The sequence below is a fragment of the Flagellimonas crocea genome (genome assembly GCF_033441595.1).
In the GTDB taxonomy this organism is placed as follows: Bacteria; Bacteroidota; Bacteroidia; order Flavobacteriales; family Flavobacteriaceae; genus Flagellimonas; species Flagellimonas crocea.
The window spans coordinates 516,050-537,975 of sequence record NZ_JAUZVX010000003.1; the positions used below are offsets into that span (position 1 = coordinate 516,050).

Genomic DNA, 21,926 nt, shown 5'->3' on the forward strand with positions numbered 1-21,926 from the left:
TTTATTTGTGAACAGACGCGATTATGCTCCTAGTGGCATTCGCAATAAATGTGATACTGATCCAATACGTGGCCAAAATCAATGGTCCGGAGAGGTAAAAAGGGGTCTTGAATTTGGCAATCGCCAACAGTGCATCAGAAAGCATAAAAAATAATACGGCCATAGCCATAAGGGCATGTGCGTTGTTCCTTTCCCTCACGTACAGGCCAACTCCTTGCCATGCCATAAAGGTGATTATCAACACATACATGGAAACAGGTAGCAACAAATCTCCCAAACCCGGTCTTAACCAAAGGAAAAGAACTCCGGCAATACCGAAAAGAATTAGAAAGGTAATCCAGTTCTTGTAGAATCCCTTGTATTGGATGAATGCTAAGGAGAACAGGATATGTGCCAACAAAAAGGCCACAAGCCCAAACAAAAAGTAATCTTCAAAAAGTAGCAGAACATCACCGAGCAAGCAGAATGCCAAGCCAATAGCGACCATTCTTCCCAATTTTAAATTGTTGCTTTTTGGAGCGAAAAAAAGTAATGCGATCACCAAGATTGTCGTCCATGGTTTGAAAAACATAAAAAGGTACCTGTCATCATCTTGCCCAAAATAAATGGCCAAGCATGCTGAAACCAATATCAACATATTGATTCCCCACCTTTTTTTATCGGTTTTGGCTACCATTCCTTGAACGGTTTTATGCTCAATTGAGAATTATAATACTGTATCTGGCCCGTAACTTCCTCCCCCAACCAATCCGGCCTTTCAAAACGTTCCTCCTCATGTTTGAGTTCGACTTCTGCCAAAACAAGCCCTTTGTTCTCGCCCAAAAACTCATCCACTTCATACAAATGATTGCCAAAAGGCACTTCAAAACGTATCTTTTCCAGAATACCGGATTCACAAAGATCGATAAGGTTGGTGGCCTCGGTCCAACTGATTTCTATTTCCCATTCAAATCGAGTGGTTCCCGATTCATTGCTGGGCCCTTTTACGGTCAAATATCCTTTGTCGCCCTTAATTCGCACCCTAACGGTCCTGTCGGGGTCTGTGTTTAAAAATCCTTGAACTATTCGGGTTTGAGAGGTCGCTGCTTGTTTAAAAGCATCTGACCGTACCAAAAATTTTCGTTCTATTTCCAAGTGTTCCATCGAACTAAATATACCCTAAATTTGAAAATGGACTTTGATTTTCCCTTAAGAAAAATTATTCATGTGGACATGGATGCCTTTTATGCGTCCGTGGAACAGCATGACAACCCAGAGCTTAAGGGAAAACCGATTGCCGTGGGTGGAGGGTCCAAACGTGGCGTGGTGTCCGCTGCAAGCTACGAGGCACGAAAATTCGGTGTGCGAAGCGCCATGGCAGGATCGATTGCGCAAAGAAATTGCCCGGAACTTATTTTTGTCAAGCCGCGCTTTGATCGCTATAAGGAAGTTTCCATGCAGATTCGAAGCATTTTTTTTGAATATACGGATTTGGTGGAACCGCTTTCTTTGGACGAGGCGTATCTGGATGTAACGGAAAATAAAAAAGGAAATCCGTCCGCCACTTTGATCGCCAAGGAAATACGGAAAAAGATATACGAGAAAACGGGATTGACCGCCTCCGCAGGAATATCCATAAACAAGTTTATAGCCAAGGTCGCCAGCGATTACAACAAGCCCAATGGGCAAAAAACGGTGAACCCCGAAGAAGTGATCGAGTTTTTGGAAAACTTGGATATTCGAAAGTTCTACGGTGTGGGCAAGGTAACCGCGGAAAAGATGTACCGCTTGGGCATTTTTACTGGGAAAGACCTCAAAGAAAAGTCATTGGAATTCCTTGATCAGCATTTTGGAAAAAGTGGGGGCCACTATTACAATGTGGTAAGGGGAATACATTTAAGCAGCGTGAAACCGCATCGTATTCCAAAATCGGTCGGTGCGGAGCGAACTTTTTCAGAAAATCTGAGCAGTGAGATTTTTATGCTCGAAAAATTGGAAAACATTGCCATCGAACTGGAAAGAAGGCTTCAAAAATCCAAAATTGCAGGCAAAACCGTCACTCTAAAAATAAAGTACAGTGATTTTACATTACAGACCAGAAGCAAGACCCTTCCCTATTTTATTGCAAGCAAGGATTTAATATTGGAAACTGCCAAAGAGCTTTTATACCAATCCACTTTGGAAAATTCGGTGAGGTTGTTGGGTATTTCATTGGCCAACCTCAACACAGAAAAGGAAAAGGAACAACCTGAAAAAGAGTCCGTGCTCGTTCAGCTCAAATTTGATTTTTAAAAAAGAGGCTGTCCAAAAACATATCATTCCGAACTCATTTCGGAATGGCGTATTCCCAGACAGCCTCCTATACTTATTAATTTTTAATATCCGTCTCCATCGGTTTTACCGCTGGTTTCTTAGGATTGCCATCGGCATCGATCTCAATAATGTTATCGAAGCCCAATTCGTCCAATTTATTGATGATCTCGGCCCTGTCGCCGACCATAAACCAGTTCACCTTTTCAGGTTGAACCACTTCGTTGCTCACTTTTCTGATATCATCAACCGAAAGGTTTCTGACATTTTGATCATATTTTTGATAGTAATCATCCGGTAAGCTATACCTGATCAAGCTGCGAACAGAACTATTGACAGAACTGTTGGTCTCCCACTGACCCGGAAGTTTCAACACTTGGTTTGTCTTGACTTTTTCAAGCTCTTCATTGGTCGCCGGACGGGTTGATGTAAATTCTGAAATCTCCTTTCTTATTTCCGTAACGGATTCCGCGGTTTTATCCGTTTGTACAGGCGCATAGACTATAAACGGACGTTCTTCTTTGGAACCCATCACAAAACCGCCCGCTCCGTAGGACCAATGTTTGTCCTCTCTCAAATTCATATTGATACGCGACGTAAAATCGCCCCCAAGGATGTTCACCATTTGCTCCAAGGCAATTTCGTTGACATCACCATACTTTTCGGTCAAATGTCCTGCCAAAATCACAGATTGTTGGGACTCTGGTCGGTTCATGAGGTAAAGTGTGTTCTTGGAATTGGTTTTTGGCTCATTGAAGACAATTTGTGGCACATCACCTTTTTTCCATTTGCCCAAAGTTTTTTCCAACTTGGATTTGAGTTCGTTCATTTCCACATCCCCGGTCACGATCAAGGTGGCGTTGTTCGGTTTGAACCAAGTATTGTAAAATTCGACCACGTCCTCCCTTGTCAATTTTGAAACTGAATCCTCGTAGCCTGTTCCGGTGTAAGGACTGCTATACGGATGATCTTCGCCATACAAATATTTGTTCATTACCCGCAATGCCATGGTAATGGGCTGTGATTTTTCCTGTTTGATGTCATTGATCTGTTCATTTTGAAGACGCTCAAACTCCTTTTGGGGAAACACGGGGTTTAGCACCACATCCAAGAAGAGGTCCAAACTGGCATCCAAACTGGGCTTTAAGGTGCTCATGTAAACATTGGATTCATCTTGGCTGGAAAAGGTGCTCAAGGATGCTCCCAAGAGTTGGAGCTGCTCATTGATCTCCAAGGAGCTTTTGTCCTTGGTTCCTTCATCCATCAAGTTCATGGCCAATTTTGCGGTACCGGGACTGGACAAATAATCAGTTTTGTATCCTGCATCGGCCACTAAATTGATTACAACGGTGGGCACTCCCTTTCTTTGTGCCAAGACCACATTTAGGCCATTGGATAATTGCGTACGCTGAAGCTCGGGGAATTTTGAGCTTTTTGGCTCTCCCAACTCCGGCAATTTGCTTCTGTCCACCGAAGACTCCACGATATCGTATTCCGGAAAGGGCTTGCATACCAAGATATGTTTCCCCTTCGTCAGCCATTTTTCAGCCGTCTTCCTGAGGTCTTCCGCTGTTGCATCTTCCACAAATTTCAACTTGGTCTTGTAGTAAGATGCATCATTATGGTAGGTTTGGTTGGAAGCAAGGATATCGGATACCCCTCCGAAACCGCCAATTCTTTCCAATCCTTTGATGAAGCTGGCAAAATAACTGGCCTTTACCCTTTTTAATTCTTCTTCGGTGGGGCCTTCCTTGATGAATCTGTTTATTTCCTCAGAAAGTTCCCGTTCCAATTTTTTGGGGTCTTCTCCGGATTTTACATTCAGCCAAGTAATGAACTGACTGGCAATTTCACTGGAGGATTGAAATGATACCGCGGCACTGGCCGACTGATCTTGATAAATGAATTTTTGGTACAATCTGGAGTTCTTGCCACTGGTGAGTATGGCCGATATCAAATCAAAATGTAGGTCTTCCCTTGTTCCGAACGGTGGCGTGTTCCACGCAAAAAGAACCCTTGTTTCGGGCACTCGGTCCTCATAAACCTGTCGGGAGTCGTACACTTTGTTCGGGATATTCACTTCTTGGCGCTCCACGGTAGGCCCGGAAGGTATGTCGCCAAAATATTTGATCACTTTTTGGTGGACTTCCTCCGCATTTACATCTCCGGCTACCGCGACCACGGCATTGGCGGCCCCATAATAGGATTTGAACCACTCCTGAACGTCTTCCAATGAGGCGGCGTTCAAGTCTTCCATTTCCCCGATTACGGTCCAAGAGTAAGGATGTCCTTTCGGGTACATCGCCTTGGTCAAGTAGTCCCATTGCATGCCATAGGGCTGGTTTTCGCCTTGTCGTTTTTCATTTTGAACAACACCCCTTTGCTCGTCCAGCTTTTCTTGGTCGATGGCACCGAGTAGATGCCCCATTCTATCGGACTCCAAAAAAAGAACTTGGTCAAGGGCAGAAACCGGAACATTTTGAAAGTAGTTGGTCCTGTCGGTATTCGTCGTTCCATTGAGATCTGTTCCCCCGATGCTCTCAAGTGCTTGGAAGTAATCGGTATTGTAGTTTTCGGAACCATTGAACATTAGGTGCTCAAATAGGTGGGCGAATCCACTTTTGCCGGGTTTTTCATTTTTGGACCCAACGTGGTACCATACGTTCACTGCCGCTATGGGCGCTTTGTGGTCCTCGTAGACCAAGAGCGTAAGTCCATTTTTTAAGGTGTACGTTTTGTAATCGATGTCGATGTCGTCAGCTTTGAACTGAAAACTTTGTGCATAATTTGGCGCTGAGAACCAAAGGCCCACTATAAGGGCAAGAAGTAATTTTTTCATTTTGATTGCTTTATTGATTGATAAATTTGACCTACACAATATAGGAAATAGTTTACAATCAACACTATATTAATCAGTTAGATCACTCTAGAAAATTTTTTGTTATCATGGGCTTAAAAAAGAGGACCAATGTTTGTCCCGGTCATTTTTTCATAGGTTACCAATGAGTTTAATTGCCTGCCACATAATTTCTTTATTACTTTGTGAAAGCTTCCCCCGCTAATTTTATTTTAGACTATTTTTTATGCAACGACCCGACCTGCACCAACATATTATCTCTTCCGCGGGCAATCTTTTCTATTCCCAGGGATATAATTCAACAGGCATTAACGAGATTATATCCAAGTGTGACATAGCCAAAGCTACGCTTTACAGCCATTTTAAGTCCAAAGAGGATATTTGTATTGCATATCTGGTTCAACGGCATAATGCCTTTATGGACAACTTAAAGAGATATGTAGCGGAAAGGAACAAGGGCCGGGCTCAATTATTGGCCATTTTTGATTTGTTGCGGGACATGTACCTCGAAGAGAATTTTCAAGGATGCTGGGGCATCAAAACACTTGGTGAGCTTTCGCCCGATCAAACCAAAATTATTGAGGTTATCCGGCAGCAGAAAAAGGAGCTTCTCCTATATTTAGGGGAAGTTGTTGGGGACAATATTTCCAATTTGTCCAAAGCGGAAACAGAAAAAATATCGAGCGGACTTTATCTTTTGTATGAAAGTGCCGTCACCGAAAGCCACTTATTTAAAAACGATTGGCCCATTTTTATGGCCAGGAGCATTGCTCCCTCCCTATTGGTTGAAATTGATTTGAAGCAATAAAAAAGTCGTGCATTTTGGCAACGCACGACTTTTTTGAATCTTATCCGAGAATTCGTTAGAAGTTACATTTTTCTATCTCGGTAACTCGTAATGTATTCACCATGCCTTTTTCCTTGATCGGCATTGCGGCCAGACTTACCAGCATATCACCGACATCCAAAAATCCTTTTTTACAGGCTATTTGGTTCACATCTTCTATCGTTTGGTCGGTAGACACAAACTTATCATAGTAGAACGCTTTTACGCCCCACAATAGGTTCAGCTGGGTCAATATCCTTTTGTTGGATGTAAATACAAGAATATGGGCCGCCGGTCTCCATGCCGAAATCTGAAAAGCAGTATACCCACTATTGGTCAAAGTGGAAATGGCCTTTGCTGAAATTTCGTTTGCCATTAAGGCTGCGTGGTAACAAACAGACTTGGTGATAAATCTGTTGGTACGGATGTGCGGTGGCGTTTGCGGAACCTTGATCAGGCTGGACGCTTCCACACTGGTAACAATACTGGCCATTTTCTCGATTACCTGCACGGGATAGTTCCCAACAGAGGTTTCTCCAGAAAGCATTACGGCATCGGCCCCGTCCATTACGGAGTTGGCCACGTCGTTTACCTCGGCACGGGTAGGTGTTAAACTGGTGATCATCGTTTCCATCATTTGGGTGGCAATGATCACAGGTATTCTTCCTTTTTTGGCGCTCAACACCAATTGCTTCTGAACCAAGGGAACTTCTTGTGCGGGAATCTCCACACCCAGGTCACCACGGGCGACCATTAGTCCATCGGAAGCCTTAACAATTTCGTCGATATTCTCCAGGGCTTCAGGTTTTTCAATTTTTGAAATTACCGGAATCTTGTGGTCGGTATGTTCTTTGATCAGGTTATGCAAATCGTACAGATCCTGTGCATGTCGAACAAACGACAATGCTATCCAATCAACTTCTTGCCCAATGGCAAAAATCGCATCCTTGATATCCTTTTTGGTAAGGGCCGGCAAAGAGATGTTTGTATTGGGCAGGTTCACCCCTTTTTTGGATTTTAAGGGACCTCCTTGAATTACGGTGGCTACCACCTCATTCTCTCCATTGGTCGATTTTACTTCAAATATGAGTTTCCCATCATCCAAAAGAATACGTTCTCCTGCCTTAACGTCCTTGGGGAAGCTTTTATAGTTCATGTAAACCCTCTCGGCAGTTCCCTCAAAGGGTTCGCCCGTAACAAAGGTCACCTCGTCACCAGGGGAAACAATGGCCTCGCCGCCCATTACCCCGACCCTTAGTTTAGGGCCTTGTAAATCGGCGAGTATGGCAGTGTTGATTTCCAACTCCTCATTAAGTTCCCTTATCATTTTGATTCTTTCTGCAACATCTTCGTAAGCGGCGTGGGAAAAGTTGATCCTAAAAACATCCACTCCTGCGAGTATCATTTCTTTCAGGGTTTCCTTCTTACTGGTGGCCGGACCCAAGGTTGCTACAATTTTAGTCTTCTTTCTAGTTGGCATTGTTAAAAGATTAAATTTCTTTTTGATTTTAAATTTTGTGTTTCCAATGGATATGCTGTTATCACGTTGGCAATTTGATTTATGGATTTTATTTTTTGCAAAAACATGTCTTCATCGGCTGCATCCATTTTCAAAAAATAATCCACTTCTTTCCGTTCTTTCACCAAATAATCGGCTCTTTTGGAAACATTGTTCTCAAATAGCCCGATCGAAGGCAATACTTGTTCAATTTCGCATTTGTTGGAAATCAGTGTCCAATACACATCATTCAACTCATCGTCCCAATCGAATACGGAAAAGGCCATATTTTCATCAAGTTGGAGATCTTTCTCCATTCTTTTCAAATACAGGCCACAGTTGGCATTTATCGCGTAGGCAATGGCATAATCTTCCAAATCGCTATGTATGGCGATAAGGGAAAAACTGTCATCATAAAGGTCTGCCGATATCTTGTGCGTCGTAAACATACCCATAACACGAACCGTAAATATAGGCTTAATCCAAATGAATGCCTAGTCAATACAAAATATTACACGTATAAACGGAGCGAAAACGTTTGAATTTACCATAATATAAACTCAGTGATTTTCAATCTTGCTCTGTAATGCGAAATAGGCTCTTTTTGATGCTTTTTCCTCTGCTTTTTTCTTTGATGTGGCCCTTGCCTTGGCCAACATTCTATCGCCAATGGTGAGCTTGACGGCAAAATGCTTTAACTCGTCGTTACCGGTGTCTTCATATACATTATAGTTGAAAGGTTTCTTTTCTTTTTGGCACCACTCGATAACCAAGCTCTTGTAGCTTATTACCTTGCCCTCGAGCTGTTCAATATCAACATACGGTTCTATTACCCGTTCGTCAATAAATTTTTCACAATAATGGTAGCCCCTATCCAGATAAATGGCTCCTACAAGCGCCTCGAAAACATTCCCGTGGATATTCTCGCCAAAATGTTCCTTTGGGATCCTGCTTTCTACATATTTTAAAAGTCCAAGGTCTTTGCCCAATTCGTTCAAGTGCTTTCGGCTTACCACCTTGGAGCGCATTTTTGTGAGATAGCCCTCGTCACCTTCGGGAACTTCGTTGTACAGATATTTTGAAATGATGGTCCCCAACATGGAGTCGCCCAAAAACTCCAAACGTTCGTAGTTTACCGGGTTTCCGTCATTGTCTTTTTTGTTCATAGACCTATGAAGAAACGCTTTTTTGTAGATTTCAAGATTCTTGGGCTTAAATCCAAGTATTCTTTTCATTCCCAAAAAAAAATCCCCATCCGAGCTAGGATGGGAATTGAATATTTTGGAAGTGAGTTTCATGTGAACAAAACTACCCTATTTTTTTGAATAATATACAGGCATTGTGGCCTCCAAAACCAAAAGTATTGCTCATAGCAACCTTAACCTCACGCTCTTGTGCCTTATTCAAGGTCAAATTAAGCGACGGGTCTATTTGGTCGTCCACAACACTGTGATTGATCGTAGGGGGCACCAAACTGTGCTCCATGGCCAAAATGGATGCAATGGCCTCAATGGCTCCTGCTGCTCCCAACAAGTGTCCTGTCATGGACTTGGTGGAGTTGATGTTAATTTTTGGCGCATGATCTCCGAACACCTTGGAAATTGCCTTTAATTCGGCTACATCCCCTAGCGGTGTCGAGGTTCCGTGGGTGTTGATGGCATCCACATCTTCCGGTTTCAATCCGGCGTCCAGCAGACAGTTTTCCATCACTTTTACCACTCCGATGCCTTCTGGATGAGGAGCGGTCATGTGATAGGCATCACTTGACAATCCTCCACCTAAAACCTCGGCATATATTTTAGCTCCACGAGCTTTGGCATGTTCGTATTCTTCCAAGATAAGAGCTCCTCCTCCTTCTCCGAGCACAAATCCGTCGCGTGTAGCGTCGAATGGCCTAGATGCGGTTTCGGGGCTTTCGTTTCTGGTGGAAAGTGCGTGCATGGCGTTAAATCCTCCCATACCTGCAATGGTCACGGCGGCTTCACTACCGCCTGTTACGATTACATCACAATGACCCAACCTAATATAGTTAAGAGCATCGATCATGGCATTGGCAGAAGAGGCACAGGCAGATACCGTAGTATAGTTGGGGCCCATAAATCCATGTTTTATGGAGATATTGCCCGGAGCTATATCGGCAATCATTTTGGGAATAAAGAATGGGTTGAACCGAGGAGTGCCATCACCTTCGGCATACCCGATCACTTCGTTCTGGAAAGTTTCCAAACCACCTATTCCGGCGCCCCATACGACACCTACCCGAAACTTGTCCACTACGTTCAAGTCTATTCCAGAATCTGCTATGGCTTCGTCTGAAGACACCAAGGCATACTGTGCAAACCTGTCCAGTTTTCTTGCTTCCTTACGATCAAAAAAATCGGAAGAGTCATAGCCCTTAAGCTCGCAAGCAAACTTTGTCTTAAATTTTTCGGTATCGAAATAAGTAATGGGGGCAGAACCGCTCTTACCGGTCCGTAGTCCTTCCCAATAAGCTTCCAAATTGTTACCTATGGGCGTTAACGCTCCCATTCCAGTAACTACAACTCGCTTTAACTGCATTGAACTATCTTTTTACCCTTTAGACCTAAATTATAAAAAAAATTATCCATGCGATAACCACCACATGGATAATTTATAATCTTTAGCGATATATCATATAATTACTTAGCTTCTTCGATGTAGCTAATGGCCTGACCCACAGTGGCAATGTTCTCTGCTTGGTCGTCTGGTATTTGAATATCAAATTCTTTCTCAAACTCCATGATAAGTTCAACAGTGTCCAAGGAATCCGCTCCTAAGTCGTTGGTAAAGCTAGCTTCCGCTACAACTTCGTTCTCATCTACACCTAGTTTATCAACGATGATAGCCTTTACTCTTGATGCAATGTCTGACATAATTATTGTGGTTTTAAAAATTTAAATCGTTGGCAAAAATATAAAACTTTGGATTAAATACACTATTTGTAGATAAAATGTGCCTTAAATTAAACACTTTAAAATACTGTACCTTACTTTAGCCGATGTAATTTAGTCCAAAATCACATCAATTCCTAACGAATGAAACGAATTGTAATCTTCGCATCGGGCAGTGGGTCGAATGCAGAAAATATTATTTCCTTTTTTCGTGAAAAACCGGGTGCGGAAGTCGTTGCCGTGCTTACCAACAAGAGCTCGGCCAAGGTTCTGGAACGCTGCGACCGTCTACAGGTGCCGGCTTTTTACTTTAACAAAACAGCTTTTAGGGATTCCAATGCAGTAGTTAAGTTTCTTGAAGGGCTACAAACCGATTTGATCGTGCTCGCCGGCTTTCTTTGGAAGATTCCATCGAACCTTATCGAGGCCTTTCCCGATAAAATCATCAATATTCACCCTGCCCTGTTGCCCAAATACGGTGGAAAAGGCATGTACGGCGACAGGGTGCATCAAGCCGTAAAAGATAATAATGAAAGCGAAACCGGCATTACCATACATTATGTAAATGAAAATTATGACGAGGGCGCCATCATCTTTCAAGCAAAAACTTTAGTAGAGCCGTCGGACGATGCAAGCATCATTGCCCGAAAAGTACATCAACTCGAATATGAACATTTTCCTAAAGTGATAGAAAAACTGTTGTCCTAATGGCCAAAAAGAAGAAATTTTATGTAGTATGGCAAGGGAAACACCCAGGCATTTTTGAGTCCTGGGCAGATTGCAAGGCCCAAATTGAAGGTGTAAAAGGGGCGCAATACAAATCGTTCGCCACCTTCGAGGAAGCCAAAAAAGCCTACAATGGCAATTATTTGGAATATAAGGGCAAGTCCAAGGGCAAAAGCGAACTTAGCCCAGAAGAATTGTTAAAAATCGGAGACCCCAATTATAATTCCATTGCCGTGGACGCTGCATCGAGCGGCAACCCTGGGAAAATGGAATATCGCGGCGTGGACACCAAAAGCAAAAAAGTACTTTTTCATCAAGGTCCCTTTGAGCAGGGAACCAGCAATGTCGGGGAATTCTTGGCACTGGTCCATGGTCTTGCTTTTTTGCAGCAAAAGAAAAGCGACCGCATCCTGTATTCCGATTCGAGGATTGCCATAGGTTGGGTGCGAAAGAAAAAATGTGGCACCAAATTGAACAAAACAGCCAAAAATGCGCAGCTTTTTGAATTGATCGCAAGGGCGGAGGAATGGCTCAAAAAAAATCGGTTCAACACCCCGATCGTAAAGTGGGAGACCAAAGCTTGGGGCGAAATTCCTGCTGATTTTGGGAGAAAATAATCCGTTTCACGAACAAAGAAGCCATTTTTTGATAATTGGATCATCCATGCTGTATATTTGCAGCAAAAATTAGGGAATGGGCAAATTACTGATCGTGGGGACCATGGCTTTCGATGCCATTGAGACACCGTTCGGGAAAACAGGAAGAATTTTGGGGGGTGCCGGCACCTTTATCGGTTTGGCAGCTTCTCAATTTAATATAGACTCCGCAATTGTATCCGTAGTGGGAGATGACTTTCCCCAATCTTACATGGATGTTTTAAAAAATAGGAATATAGACCTTTCAGGTGTTGAAATAGTGAAAGGAGGCAAGACCTTCTTTTGGAAAGGAAAGTACCATAACGACCTAAATTCCAGGGATACTTTAGCCACAGAGTTGAATACCTTGGCGGACTTCAACCCTGTTGTGCCTGAGGAATATGCGGCCGCAGATATCGTGATGCTGGGCAATCTTCACCCTAATATCCAACTGAGTGTAATTAATCAGATGGAAAAACGACCAAAGCTAATAGTTTTGGATACCATGAATTTTTGGATGGACAACGCATGGGACGAATTGATGGCGGTAATTTCCAAAATCGATGTGATTACCATTAATGATGAAGAGGCGAGACAGATGACCAACAAATATTCCTTGGTCAAGGCCGCCGCAAAGATTCAGGAAATGGGCCCCAAATATGTGGTCATAAAAAAGGGGGAGCACGGTGCGCTTTTGTTCCACAAGGACAATATTTTCTTTGCCCCTGCACTGCCCTTGGAGGAGGTTTTTGACCCTACCGGTGCCGGAGACACCTTTGCAGGTGGCTTTGCCGGGTATTTGACCGAGTCGGAAAACATTTCTTTTGAGAGTATGAAAAATGCCATAATCCATGGTTCCAACTTGGCATCGTTCTGTGTGGAAAAATTTGGCACGGACCGGATGGTCGATTTAAAAAAGAGCGAGGTCGAGGCCCGCTTGTTACAATTTAGAGAGTTGACGCAGTTCAATATAGAATTAACATAATGTTTGCCCTGAAAGTTTCGGGGCTTTTTTATTTGTATTGTTATGAGTGATCCCATTAAGCACGAATGCGGAATATCATTGATCCGTTTGCTTAAACCCCTGGAGTACTACAAAGAAAAGTACGGTACGGCTTTTTACGGCGTAAACAAGATGTACCTAATGATGGAGAAGCAGCACAACCGAGGACAAGATGGTGCCGGTTTTGCAAGTATAAAAATGGACATGCAGCCCGGTGAGCGCTACATGAGCCGTGTAAGGTCGGCAGAACAGCAACCCATTCAGGATATTTTTGCCCAAATCAACAACCGTATCAATACGGCATTGACTGAAAACCCGGAACGCGAGAACGATGTTGACTGGCAAAAAAAGAACATACCTTATATTGGCGAACTTTTAATGGGGCATGTTCGCTATGGCACCTTCGGAAAGAACAGCATCGAGAGCGTTCATCCCTTTTTAAGGCAGAACAACTGGATGCACCGTAACCTAATTGTCGCCGGAAACTTCAACATGACCAACGTGGATGAACTCTTCGGCAATTTGGTGGAACTGGGACAGCATCCCAAGGAAAAGGCCGACACGGTTACCGTAATGGAAAAAATCGGTCACTTTTTGGATGATGCCGTAGCCAAGCTTTACAAGCAGATCAAAAAAGAAGGATATACGAAAAGGGAAGCCTCTGCATTGATAGCCGAGCGCTTGAACGTAGCCAAAATTCTGAGAAAAGCTTCAAAAAACTGGGACGGTGGATACGCTATGAGCGGACTTATCGGACACGGTGATGCCTTTGTAATGCGTGACCCTGCCGGTATTCGGCCCGCTTATTATTACCAAGATGATGAAGTGGTGGTCGTGGCATCGGAACGTCCGGTGATACAAACCGTGTTCAATGTTAATTTTGATGATGTACACGAACTGGACCCTGGACATGCCGTAATCGTGAAGAAGAGCGGTTCCATGGCCTTAAAGAAAATCTTGGAGCCGACCGAACGCAAAGCCTGTTCTTTTGAGCGCATTTATTTCTCAAGAGGCAGTGACAAGGAAATCTATCAGGAAAGAAAAAAACTGGGGAAACTTGTGTTCCCAGAAATATTGAAGTCCATTGACAACGATTTGGAGAACACCGTTTTCTCCTATATCCCCAACACGGCGGAGACATCGTTCTTTGGAATGGTGAAAGAGGCCCAGAATTACCTCAACAAGAAGAAGGAAGAACAAATTTTGGCATTGGGCTCCAAGATGACGGCCGAAGAGCTTCATAACATATTGAATATTCGTCCGCGTATTGAAAAAGTGGCCATAAAAGATGCCAAACTGCGAACTTTTATCACCCAAGACAGTAGCAGGGACGATTTGGTGACCCACGTTTATGATATTTCGTACGGTTCCGTAAAACCAACGGACAATCTCGTCATTATAGATGATAGTATTGTTCGGGGAACTACCTTAAAACGAAGCATCCTTAAAATTCTGGACAGGTTATCTCCCAAGAAAATAGTTGTAGTCTCCTCTGCTCCACAAATTCGATATCCAGACTGTTATGGGATCGATATGGCCCGATTGGAGGATTTTGTAGCGTTTAGGGCAGCGCTTGCGCTCCATGAAGAGCACGGCACTTCGCATAAAATAAAGGAGATTTATGAAAAGTGTCTCACACAGACCAATCCTTCCAATAAAAATGCAGTGAACTATGTGCAGGAGTTTTATGCCCCGTTCAGCGCTAAACAGATTTCACGTAAAATTGGCGAAATCTTAAGTCCGGAAGGCATCAATGCAGAAGTTGAGATCATATATCAAACTATTGAAGGCCTCCACAGTGCCTGCCCAAAAAACCTTGGGGATTGGTATTTCACTGGAAACTATCCAACCCCGGGCGGCAACAGGGTGGTAAACAAGGCGTTCGTCAACTTTTTTGAGGGCAAAAAAGAGAGGGCATATTAGATTGGAGCACGATAAAATTGCACATTACCGTGCATTTTATCGATGAAACTAGCAGAATAGCGGGTTTTTATACAAACAGAAACCCACAAACCTACTTTAGTACTTGCCATAGCATAAGTAGGTTAAGTTCATGGTAAGATTTGGGGCAAAAAAGGTGGAAGCTATTCCACCTTTTTTATTTTCTGCACTTCCCAAAACGTTCTGGTTTCCCTTTGTTTTCTTGACATTTATCAATAATCGGGCCCTGTTGAACACTTCAACTGATTAAAGGGAGTTTCATCTAAAAGCTTGGGCACAAAAACAACACTTGGCTTACTTTTGGAGAACCATAGCATAAGTAGGTTAAGTTCATGGTAAGATTTGGGGAAAGAAGCCGGAGCATGCTCCGGCTTCTTTATGTTTGACTACCAAGGTTTTATCCATTTTATCGACGAACTGCACGTTTTCTTTTTCTTCCAAAAAGCAAAATATTTTTTAAAACCCTTTGTTATTTTACACAATACCAGTATTTTAGTCTCGCCATAGCATAAGTAGGTTAAGTTTATGGTAAGATTTGGGACGAAAAGGGTGAGGGCTTCCTCACCCTTTTCTATTTTAAAAAATTGAACACAAAAAAAGCCGTGCACTAAGTGCACGGCTTTTTTAATTATTAATCAACTAGTTCTTATTTGCTAGCCGCATAGTTTTCGGAAACTTTGTCCCAATTGATCACATTAAAAAATGCTGAAATGTAATCTGGTCTCAAGTTTTGGTAGTTCAAATAGTAAGCATGTTCCCATACATCCAATCCCAAAATTGGGTAACCACCACAACCTACTCCCGGCATAATGGGGTTGTCTTGGTTTGGAGTAGAGCAAATTTCCAATTTTCCTCCTTTGTGCACGCACAACCAGGCCCAACCTGATCCAAATTGGGTTGCGGCCGCTGAAGAAAATTTCTCTTTAAAAGCGTCAAAAGAACCAAAGGCGGCATCAATTGCAGAAGCCAACTCACCTGATGGTTTTCCACCACCGTTGGGCGACATTACTTCCCAGAAAAGACTGTGGTTGAAAAATCCACCTCCATTATTTCTAACGGCACTGTTGGACATGTCCAATCCTTTCAAGATCTCAACGATTCCTTTTCCTGCCAAATCGGTTCCCTCAATAGCTCCGTTCAACTTGGTTGTGTAGCCATTGTGGTGCTTGGTATGATGGATTTCCATCGTTCTTGCATCTATATGAGGTTCCAATGCATCGTATGCATACGGTAATTTTGGTAATTCAAAAGCCATAATATTCTGTTTTTTTAGGTTATTAATTCTTTTACGTAAAAATACGATTTTAACATTTATATTCCCCTAAAACCATGTTAACATCAGGCAAGTAATCCTTATTTTGCAGGAAAAAGTCGTTTGGAGGACTCCAATTTTAAAATATTCAGTGCTTCGGCCGGTTCGGGCAAAACCTATGCCCTTGCAAAAGCATATCTCAAATTACTGCTTTCCAACAATTCTGTCGTAAAGTTCAGACAGATTTTGGCCATTACCTTTACCAATAAGGCAGTGGACGAAATGAAGACTCGAATTTTGGAAAACCTCTACGCCTTTGGTCAGGATCAGGTTCCCGAAAAGCAAGAAAGCCTGTTCCAATCCCTTTGTGATGAACTTTCCTTGACCGAAGAGCAATTGCGGCAACGGTCCCAACTCATTTTAAAACGGATTCTCCACAATTATTCCTTTTTTGAGATTTCGACCATTGACAAGTTCAACCATAAGATCATAAAAACATTTGCCCGCGATCTACACCTATCACAAAATTTTGAGGTAGAACTCAATCTCGACCTGTTGCTGGAAGAAGCCGTGGGAAGACTTTTGGAACGTGCGGGCAACGATGAAAAGCTTACCGAAGTCCTGATTGCCTTTTCCCTCGAAAAAATAGATGATGACAAAAGTTGGAACATCACCTACGACCTTATCGAAATTGGCAAACTTCTGTTCCAAGAAAACCATTCCGCACACATAGATCCTTTACGTGATAAATCCATCGGGGATTTTCAAAAGATCCAAGAACGGATAGCGTCAGAAAGCAAGTCCATTGAGGAAAAGGTAAAACAATTGGCCCAAACTGTGCTTCAAGAAATAAAGAACCATGGGTTTGATTTCACCGATTTCCCCAGACAAACCTTGCCCAATCATTTTAAAAAAATGGTGGATGGAGAACTCGACCCAAAAAAATTGTATGCTGCCAAAACTTTGGAGCCCAATCTGGTCGAGGGAAAATTGCTGAAGGCAAATGACAAAAGAGATGTTACCCAATTGGCCGTGACCCTTTTGGAAAGTTACCTCATCATAAAAAGACTTGTGTATCGGCACAGTTATCTCCAAAACATGTATGGCAACATAGTTCCGATGACGGTCTTGAACGAAATCGCCAAGGAAATCAAGAACATTGAGCTGGATAGGGATATCATTCCCATTTCCTCCCTAAATGCGATTCTGTCCAAAGAAATCAAGAACCAACCCGTCCCGTTCATTTATGAACGGATGGGCGAAAAATACCGCCATTATTTTATAGACGAGTTCCAGGACACCTCCAAAATGCAATGGGAGAACTTGGTCCCCCTTATCGGCAATGCTTTGGAAAGCGAGGACGAAAAACACGAACGGGGATCTCTTTTTTTGGTAGGCGATGTAAAACAAGCGATTTATCGTTGGCGGGGGGGACGAGCGGAGCAATTCCTCAATTTGATCAATAAAAAATCGCATCCGTTCGTGGTAGAACCTAGCATATATTCCTTGGACACCAACTGGAGAAGCTATGATGAAATCGTGGACTTCAACAACAGCTTTTTCACCAAAATGGCCCCTGTGCTGGGCAACGAGGATTATCACAACCTCTTTTTGAACGACTCCCATCAAAAAACAAACAACAAACCTGGAGGATATATTCAAATGTCCTTTTTGGATGCGGATGTGGAGGACAAGGATGAGGTTTATTGCGAAGAAACCTTAAAATCCATCCAGCACATAGTTTCGGAAAATCATGCTTATTCGGATATCTGTGTGTTGGTGCGCGACAATAAAAAAGGAATGCTGCTGGCGGACTTTTTGGCACAGCGGAACATTCCCATTATTTCTTCGGATGCACTGTTGTTGGCAAAGAATGAGAAAGTCATTTTTTTGATATCCATCCTCCGAATTCTTGAAAATACAAAAGATAAGGAGGCAGCATACCATATATTAATGTATCTATCCCCTCATGAAAACGGCAAACATACCTTCATCAGTAATAATCTTGAGGATATTGAGGCGTTCTTGACGGCCGAGTATAACTTCAACATTATTAAATTAAAAGGGGAGCCTGTATTGACCATCTTGGAAACTGCCATTGTACAGTTTGAGCTTTATCAAGGTTCTGTGGCACATATTTCATTTTTGATGGATGAAGTGCTCGATTTGGAAAAAAGAGAGGGACCCAGCGTGTATGCCTTCCTTAATTATTGGGAAGTAAAAAAAGAATCCCTGTCCATTGCCGCGCCAGATGGGGTGGATGCCGTAAAGATTATGACGATTCACAAGGCCAAAGGACTTGAATTCCCATTTGTGATTTTCCCTTTTGCCAATGCCATTCTGGACGACAAACGGAAGAAGAAAAAGACCTGGGTGCCCGCTACCACAAATGATAGCGCTTTAGGACTGGAAGAATTCTTGATCAACAACAATAAGGATATGTTGGAATACAACGAGGTGGCCCATCAAAAATATGTGGCCGAAGAACAAAAAACCTTGTTGGATTCCATGAACGTGCTCTACGTGGCCCTCACACGTCCCGTAAAAGGGCTCTTTGTCATTACTGAATCCAGCAAAAAAGAGGTCGATTCCGTTGAAGCAGCTTCATCCTACTCCGACCTTTTTCAATTGTATGTAAAACAGGCCAATATTCCCGAAAAGGAGAGTGGCGTTTATACGATAGGAGCATTTCCGTCCAAAGAAATGGTGGAATCTTCTTCGGAATCGACCGAAAACCACATCCGTTACGTGACCCGACCTAAAGATGATACTGGCTTTACGATTTCCACCAAATCGAGCCGTTTATGGGACGATGAACGCTTGGAGGCCATCGAAATGGGGAATGTGATTCACTTTGCCTTGAGCCAGATTGAAACAATAAATGATGTTGATGCTGTTTTGGAACGCTTGGAGATAGAGGGACATTTTCCAAAAGAAGCGGCAGGCGACATCAAACAAAAAATAATGGCCGTTGTGAACCATCCGAAGTTGAAAGATTTGTTCTTGGACGACCTTCACGTTTTAAATGAAAGGGAAATCTTGACAACCGATGGGTTTTCCCTTCGTCCGGACAGAATCGTTATCTCTGAAAACGAGGCGACCATCATTGATTACAAAACAGGAAAACCATCGCCCAAGCACAAGGAGCAGATTGCCAACTACGCCGATATTTTAAGAGATATGGACTTTAAGATCAAACAATCCATTATTGTTTATATTGACCAAGAAATAGACCCTATTTTTGTATAAAGCTAATTAAAGATATGTACGGAAAAATAAAAGAACATTTGGCCAAAGAATTGAAGGAAATTGAAGAAGCTGGCCTATTTAAAAAAGAACGCATCATTACCTCTCCGCAAGATGCTGTGATAAAAATCTCCACAGGCGAGGAAGTCATCAATTTTTGCGCGAACAATTATTTGGGACTCTCTTCTCATCCAGAGGTGATCCAAGCCGCCAAGGACGCGATGGACACCCACGGTTTTGGAATGTCATCGGTACGCTTTATTTGCGGAACGCAGGACATCCACAAAGAACTGGAACAAAAAATCGCCGATTTCTATGGCACGGAGGATACCATATTATATGCCGCTGCTTTTGATGCCAATGGAGGCGTATTCGAGCCTTTGCTCACCGCAGAGGACGCCATTATCTCCGATTCGTTGAACCATGCGTCGATTATTGATGGGGTACGCCTGTGCAAGGCCATGAGGTACCGCTACACCAATAACGACATGGCCGATTTGGAAGAAAAGCTGAAACAAAGTAATGCCGATGGTGCCCGCTTTAAAATAATCGTTACCGATGGAGTGTTCTCCATGGATGGTTTGTTGGCCCCGTTGGACAAAATATGTGACCTAGCGGAAAAATATGACGCCATGGTAATGATCGATGAATGCCACGCCGCAGGATTTATCGGGGAAACAGGTCGCGGTACCTTGGAAGAAAAAGGTGTTTTGGACCGAATCGATATTATCACTGGAACTCTGGGCAAGGCCTTGGGCGGTGCCATGGGCGGTTATACCACGGGCAAAAAAGAAATCATCGAGATGCTGCGCCAGCGCTCCAGGCCCTATCTGTTCTCCAATTCCTTGGCTCCTGCCATTGTTGGGGCATCCATCAAGGTTTTTGAGATGTTGGATACCGACACTACACTAAGAGATAAGCTCCAAAGCAACACGGAATACTTCAAAAAAGGAATGAAAGAAGCTGGATTCGATATTATTGATGGTGATTCGGCGATTGTTCCAGTAATGTTGTACGATGCCAAACTTTCCCAAGACATGGCCGATATGCTTTTAAAAGAGGGCATCTATGTAATCGGCTTCTTTTATCCCGTTGTCCCGAAAGACAAGGCAAGGATAAGGGTACAGCTCTCCGCAGCCCATGAAAAAGAGCATTTGGACCATGCAATTAATGCTTTTATTAAGGTAGGAAAGTCGTTAAAGGTTATCTAAATTCGACGAAATGCAACAATTCTTAGTGCAAATGAGTCAAAAAAAAAGAAATTTAGATTTTGTTAATAAGTCTTAACAACTTACATTTGCTGCTGATAAACACTTAAACTTAAAATTTTGAGCATGAAACATCTTAGCAAATTATTGGTTGTTGCTCTTGTATTTGTAGGGATCAACAGCATACAAGCGCAAGACGAAAATAATCCCTGGCAGGTTAGCATAGGGGTCAATGCAATAGACGTCTATCCTACCAACGATGAGAACAATCCTTATTCAAGCACAACGTTGTTCGACGAGTATTTTAACGTATCTGATCACTGGAACATTTTGCCTTCCGTTTCTTATGTTTCCGTTTCCAAATATGTTGGTGATGGTTTCTCCGTTGGAGCAAGAGGTTCTTTGAACAGAATCGAAAAATTGGGAGACTTCGAAGCTGACGATCTTTCTCACTACGCTATAGATGGTACGATCAAGTACAATTTCCTTAAGAACACTACTGTAGATCCTTTCTTGGAAATCGGTGGTGGTTATACTTGGGTTGATGAAATTGGTGCTGGTACTGTTAACGGTGGTATTGGTGTAAACTTTTGGTTCACTGACAACCTTGGTTTAACACTACAAACACAATACAAGCACGCTTTCGAAGATTACTTGGTTAAGCATTTCCAACATATGGCTGGTATCAGCATCAAGTTCGGTGGAACTGACACAGATGGTGACGGTATCTACGACAAAGACGATGCTTGTCCAGAAGTAGCTGGTTTGGCTGCATTCAACGGATGTCCTGATTCTGACGGTGATGGTATCGAAGATGCAAAAGATGCTTGTCCAAACGAAGCAGGTTCAAAAGAAATGAACGGATGTCCTGATTCTGACGGTGACGGTGTTGCCGATAAAGATGATGCTTGTCCAAGCACTCCAGGTCTTCCTGCACTAGCTGGTTGTCCTGATGCTGATGGTGACGGTGTTGCCGATAAAGATGACGAGTGTCCTAACGAAGCAGGTCCTGCTGCAAACAACGGATGCCCTTGGCCAGATTCTGATGGTGACGGAGTACTTGACAAAGACGATCAGTGTCCAGAAGTTGCCGGTACTGTAGCCAACAAAGGTTGTCCTGAAGTAACTGAAGAAGTTCAGAAGCAATTGAACGATTACGCTAGAACTATCTTGTTCGATACTGGTAAGTCTTCTATCAAAGCAGAATCTACTTCTGTAATGGTTGACATCATCCAAATCTTGAACGAGTATCCTACTGCTAAGTTTACCGTAGAAGGTCACACTGACAGTGTAGGTAGCGATAAATTGAACCAAGAGCTTTCTGAGGCACGTGCACTTTCTGTAAAAGACTTCTTGGTAGACAAAGGAATCGATGAGTTCAGATTGTCTGCTGAAGGTTACGGTGAGTCCAAGCCTATCGCAACTAACAATACTAGAGCTGGTAGAGCTCAAAACAGACGAGTTGAAATCAACTTGGTAAAAGAATAAGAAACTTTAAAGTTTTCTTTAAAAAGGCTCCGCAAATGCGGGGCC

At 42.9% G+C, this 21,926-nt stretch carries 18 protein-coding genes; 9 read left to right on the forward strand and 9 right to left on the reverse strand.

Annotated elements, in window-relative coordinates:
- Position 1 precedes the first annotated feature (1 nt).
- Positions 2-676, reverse strand: coding sequence for a lysoplasmalogenase (locus SD449_RS11755; RefSeq protein ID WP_318310815.1), 675 nt, complete (start codon positions 674-676; stop codon positions 2-4).
- Positions 670-1,143 (reverse strand): CYTH domain-containing protein, encoded by a 474-nt coding sequence (locus SD449_RS11760; RefSeq protein ID WP_318310816.1) that lies wholly within the window; start codon positions 1,141-1,143, stop codon positions 670-672. Before SD449_RS11760 ends, SD449_RS11755 begins: the two co-directional genes overlap by 7 nt.
- Positions 1,144-1,170: 27 nt before the next feature.
- Here SD449_RS11760 and dinB point away from each other — a divergent pair, with 27 nt between their 5' ends.
- Positions 1,171-2,271, forward strand: coding sequence for a DNA polymerase IV (gene dinB / locus SD449_RS11765; RefSeq protein WP_318310817.1), 1,101 nt, complete (start codon positions 1,171-1,173; stop codon positions 2,269-2,271).
- A 76-nt stretch (positions 2,272-2,347) separates the two neighbouring features.
- On the opposite strand, the gene SD449_RS11770 is transcribed toward dinB, so the two are convergent.
- Positions 2,348-5,128, reverse strand: a complete 2,781-nt coding sequence (locus tag SD449_RS11770; protein ID WP_318310818.1) for a M16 family metallopeptidase — start codon at positions 5,126-5,128, stop codon at positions 2,348-2,350.
- 244 nt (positions 5,129-5,372) lie between these two features.
- Between SD449_RS11770 and SD449_RS11775 the strand changes: the two genes are divergently transcribed.
- On the forward strand, positions 5,373-5,954 hold the full coding sequence (locus tag SD449_RS11775) for a TetR/AcrR family transcriptional regulator (protein WP_318310820.1): 582 nt from the start codon (positions 5,373-5,375) through the stop codon (positions 5,952-5,954).
- 55 nt (positions 5,955-6,009) lie between these two features.
- Here SD449_RS11775 and pyk read toward each other — a convergent pair whose 3' ends face one another.
- The 5 genes from pyk to SD449_RS11800 form a co-directional block, all read right to left on the reverse strand.
- Complete coding sequence (pyk, locus tag SD449_RS11780; RefSeq protein WP_318310821.1) at positions 6,010-7,452, reverse strand: pyruvate kinase; 1,443 nt, start codon at positions 7,450-7,452, stop codon at positions 6,010-6,012.
- Between the two features lie 2 nt (positions 7,453-7,454).
- Entirely contained in the window at positions 7,455-7,919 is a 465-nt protein-coding gene (locus SD449_RS11785) for an IPExxxVDY family protein (RefSeq protein ID WP_318310822.1), read from the reverse strand.
- A gap of 111 nt (positions 7,920-8,030) precedes the next feature.
- Positions 8,031-8,768: a ribonuclease III gene (gene rnc, locus SD449_RS11790; RefSeq protein WP_318310823.1), complete on the reverse strand. Its 738-nt coding sequence runs from the start codon at positions 8,766-8,768 to the stop codon at positions 8,031-8,033.
- 10 nt (positions 8,769-8,778) lie between these two features.
- The gene (gene fabF / locus SD449_RS11795; protein ID WP_318310825.1) at positions 8,779-10,029 is read right to left on the reverse strand and encodes a beta-ketoacyl-ACP synthase II; all 1,251 of its coding nucleotides are present in this window, start codon (positions 10,027-10,029) and stop codon (positions 8,779-8,781) included.
- A 101-nt stretch (positions 10,030-10,130) separates the two neighbouring features.
- Positions 10,131-10,364 (reverse strand): acyl carrier protein, encoded by a 234-nt coding sequence (locus SD449_RS11800; RefSeq protein WP_009778413.1) that lies wholly within the window; start codon positions 10,362-10,364, stop codon positions 10,131-10,133.
- A gap of 162 nt (positions 10,365-10,526) precedes the next feature.
- Between SD449_RS11800 and purN the strand changes: the two genes are divergently transcribed.
- The 4 genes from purN to SD449_RS11820 all read left to right on the forward strand — a co-directional run bounded on the left by purN (position 10,527) and on the right by SD449_RS11820 (position 14,669).
- Entirely contained in the window at positions 10,527-11,090 is a 564-nt protein-coding gene (gene purN, locus SD449_RS11805) for a phosphoribosylglycinamide formyltransferase (RefSeq protein WP_318310838.1), read from the forward strand.
- Complete coding sequence (locus SD449_RS11810) at positions 11,090-11,725, forward strand: ribonuclease H family protein (protein ID WP_318310839.1); 636 nt, start codon at positions 11,090-11,092, stop codon at positions 11,723-11,725. The genes purN and SD449_RS11810 overlap by 1 nt, the downstream gene beginning before the upstream one ends.
- Before the next feature lie 76 nt (positions 11,726-11,801).
- Entirely contained in the window at positions 11,802-12,728 is a 927-nt protein-coding gene (locus SD449_RS11815; RefSeq protein WP_318310840.1) for a PfkB family carbohydrate kinase, read from the forward strand.
- Positions 12,729-12,770: 42 nt separating this feature from the next.
- Complete coding sequence (locus SD449_RS11820) at positions 12,771-14,669, forward strand: amidophosphoribosyltransferase (protein ID WP_318310841.1); 1,899 nt, start codon at positions 12,771-12,773, stop codon at positions 14,667-14,669.
- Between the two features lie 664 nt (positions 14,670-15,333).
- Here SD449_RS11820 and SD449_RS11825 read toward each other — a convergent pair.
- On the reverse strand, positions 15,334-15,942 hold the full coding sequence (locus tag SD449_RS11825) for a superoxide dismutase (protein ID WP_225605569.1): 609 nt from the start codon (positions 15,940-15,942) through the stop codon (positions 15,334-15,336).
- A gap of 120 nt (positions 15,943-16,062) precedes the next feature.
- Between SD449_RS11825 and SD449_RS11830 the strand changes: the two genes are divergently transcribed.
- From SD449_RS11830 to SD449_RS11840, 3 genes are all read left to right on the forward strand, one after another.
- Entirely contained in the window at positions 16,063-19,188 is a 3,126-nt protein-coding gene (locus SD449_RS11830) for a UvrD-helicase domain-containing protein (protein WP_318310843.1), read from the forward strand.
- Between the two features lie 14 nt (positions 19,189-19,202).
- The gene (gene kbl / locus SD449_RS11835; protein ID WP_207030944.1) at positions 19,203-20,396 is read left to right on the forward strand and encodes a glycine C-acetyltransferase; all 1,194 of its coding nucleotides are present in this window, start codon (positions 19,203-19,205) and stop codon (positions 20,394-20,396) included.
- A 123-nt stretch (positions 20,397-20,519) separates the two neighbouring features.
- The gene (locus tag SD449_RS11840; protein WP_318310844.1) at positions 20,520-21,881 is read left to right on the forward strand and encodes an OmpA family protein; all 1,362 of its coding nucleotides are present in this window, start codon (positions 20,520-20,522) and stop codon (positions 21,879-21,881) included.
- The last annotated feature ends 45 nt before the right edge of the window (positions 21,882-21,926 follow it).

Excerpts from the sequence above, each read along its gene's own strand:
- SD449_RS11815 (WP_318310840.1), top strand. The coding sequence starts at position 11,802 with ATGGGCAAATTACTGATCGTGGGGACCATGGCTTTCGATGCCATTGAG.
- SD449_RS11755 (WP_318310815.1), bottom strand. The coding sequence starts at position 676 with ATGGTAGCCAAAACCGATAAAAAAAGGTGGGGAATCAATATGTTGATA.
- SD449_RS11840 (WP_318310844.1), top strand. The coding sequence starts at position 20,520 with ATGAAACATCTTAGCAAATTATTGGTTGTTGCTCTTGTATTTGTAGGG.
- fabF (WP_318310825.1), bottom strand. The coding sequence starts at position 10,029 with ATGCAGTTAAAGCGAGTTGTAGTTACTGGAATGGGAGCGTTAACGCCC.
- SD449_RS11760 (WP_318310816.1), bottom strand. The coding sequence starts at position 1,143 with ATGGAACACTTGGAAATAGAACGAAAATTTTTGGTACGGTCAGATGCT.
- rnc (WP_318310823.1), bottom strand. The coding sequence starts at position 8,768 with ATGAAACTCACTTCCAAAATATTCAATTCCCATCCTAGCTCGGATGGG.
- kbl (WP_207030944.1), top strand. The coding sequence starts at position 19,203 with ATGTACGGAAAAATAAAAGAACATTTGGCCAAAGAATTGAAGGAAATT.
- dinB (WP_318310817.1), top strand. The coding sequence starts at position 1,171 with ATGGACTTTGATTTTCCCTTAAGAAAAATTATTCATGTGGACATGGAT.
- SD449_RS11825 (WP_225605569.1), bottom strand. The coding sequence starts at position 15,942 with ATGGCTTTTGAATTACCAAAATTACCGTATGCATACGATGCATTGGAA.
- SD449_RS11810 (WP_318310839.1), top strand. The coding sequence starts at position 11,090 with ATGGCCAAAAAGAAGAAATTTTATGTAGTATGGCAAGGGAAACACCCA.
- SD449_RS11820 (WP_318310841.1), top strand. The coding sequence starts at position 12,771 with ATGAGTGATCCCATTAAGCACGAATGCGGAATATCATTGATCCGTTTG.
- pyk (WP_318310821.1), bottom strand. The coding sequence starts at position 7,452 with ATGCCAACTAGAAAGAAGACTAAAATTGTAGCAACCTTGGGTCCGGCC.
- SD449_RS11785 (WP_318310822.1), bottom strand. The coding sequence starts at position 7,919 with ATGTTTACGACGCACAAGATATCGGCAGACCTTTATGATGACAGTTTT.
- SD449_RS11800 (WP_009778413.1), bottom strand. The coding sequence starts at position 10,364 with ATGTCAGACATTGCATCAAGAGTAAAGGCTATCATCGTTGATAAACTA.
- SD449_RS11775 (WP_318310820.1), top strand. The coding sequence starts at position 5,373 with ATGCAACGACCCGACCTGCACCAACATATTATCTCTTCCGCGGGCAAT.
- purN (WP_318310838.1), top strand. The coding sequence starts at position 10,527 with ATGAAACGAATTGTAATCTTCGCATCGGGCAGTGGGTCGAATGCAGAA.
- SD449_RS11770 (WP_318310818.1), bottom strand. The coding sequence starts at position 5,128 with ATGAAAAAATTACTTCTTGCCCTTATAGTGGGCCTTTGGTTCTCAGCG.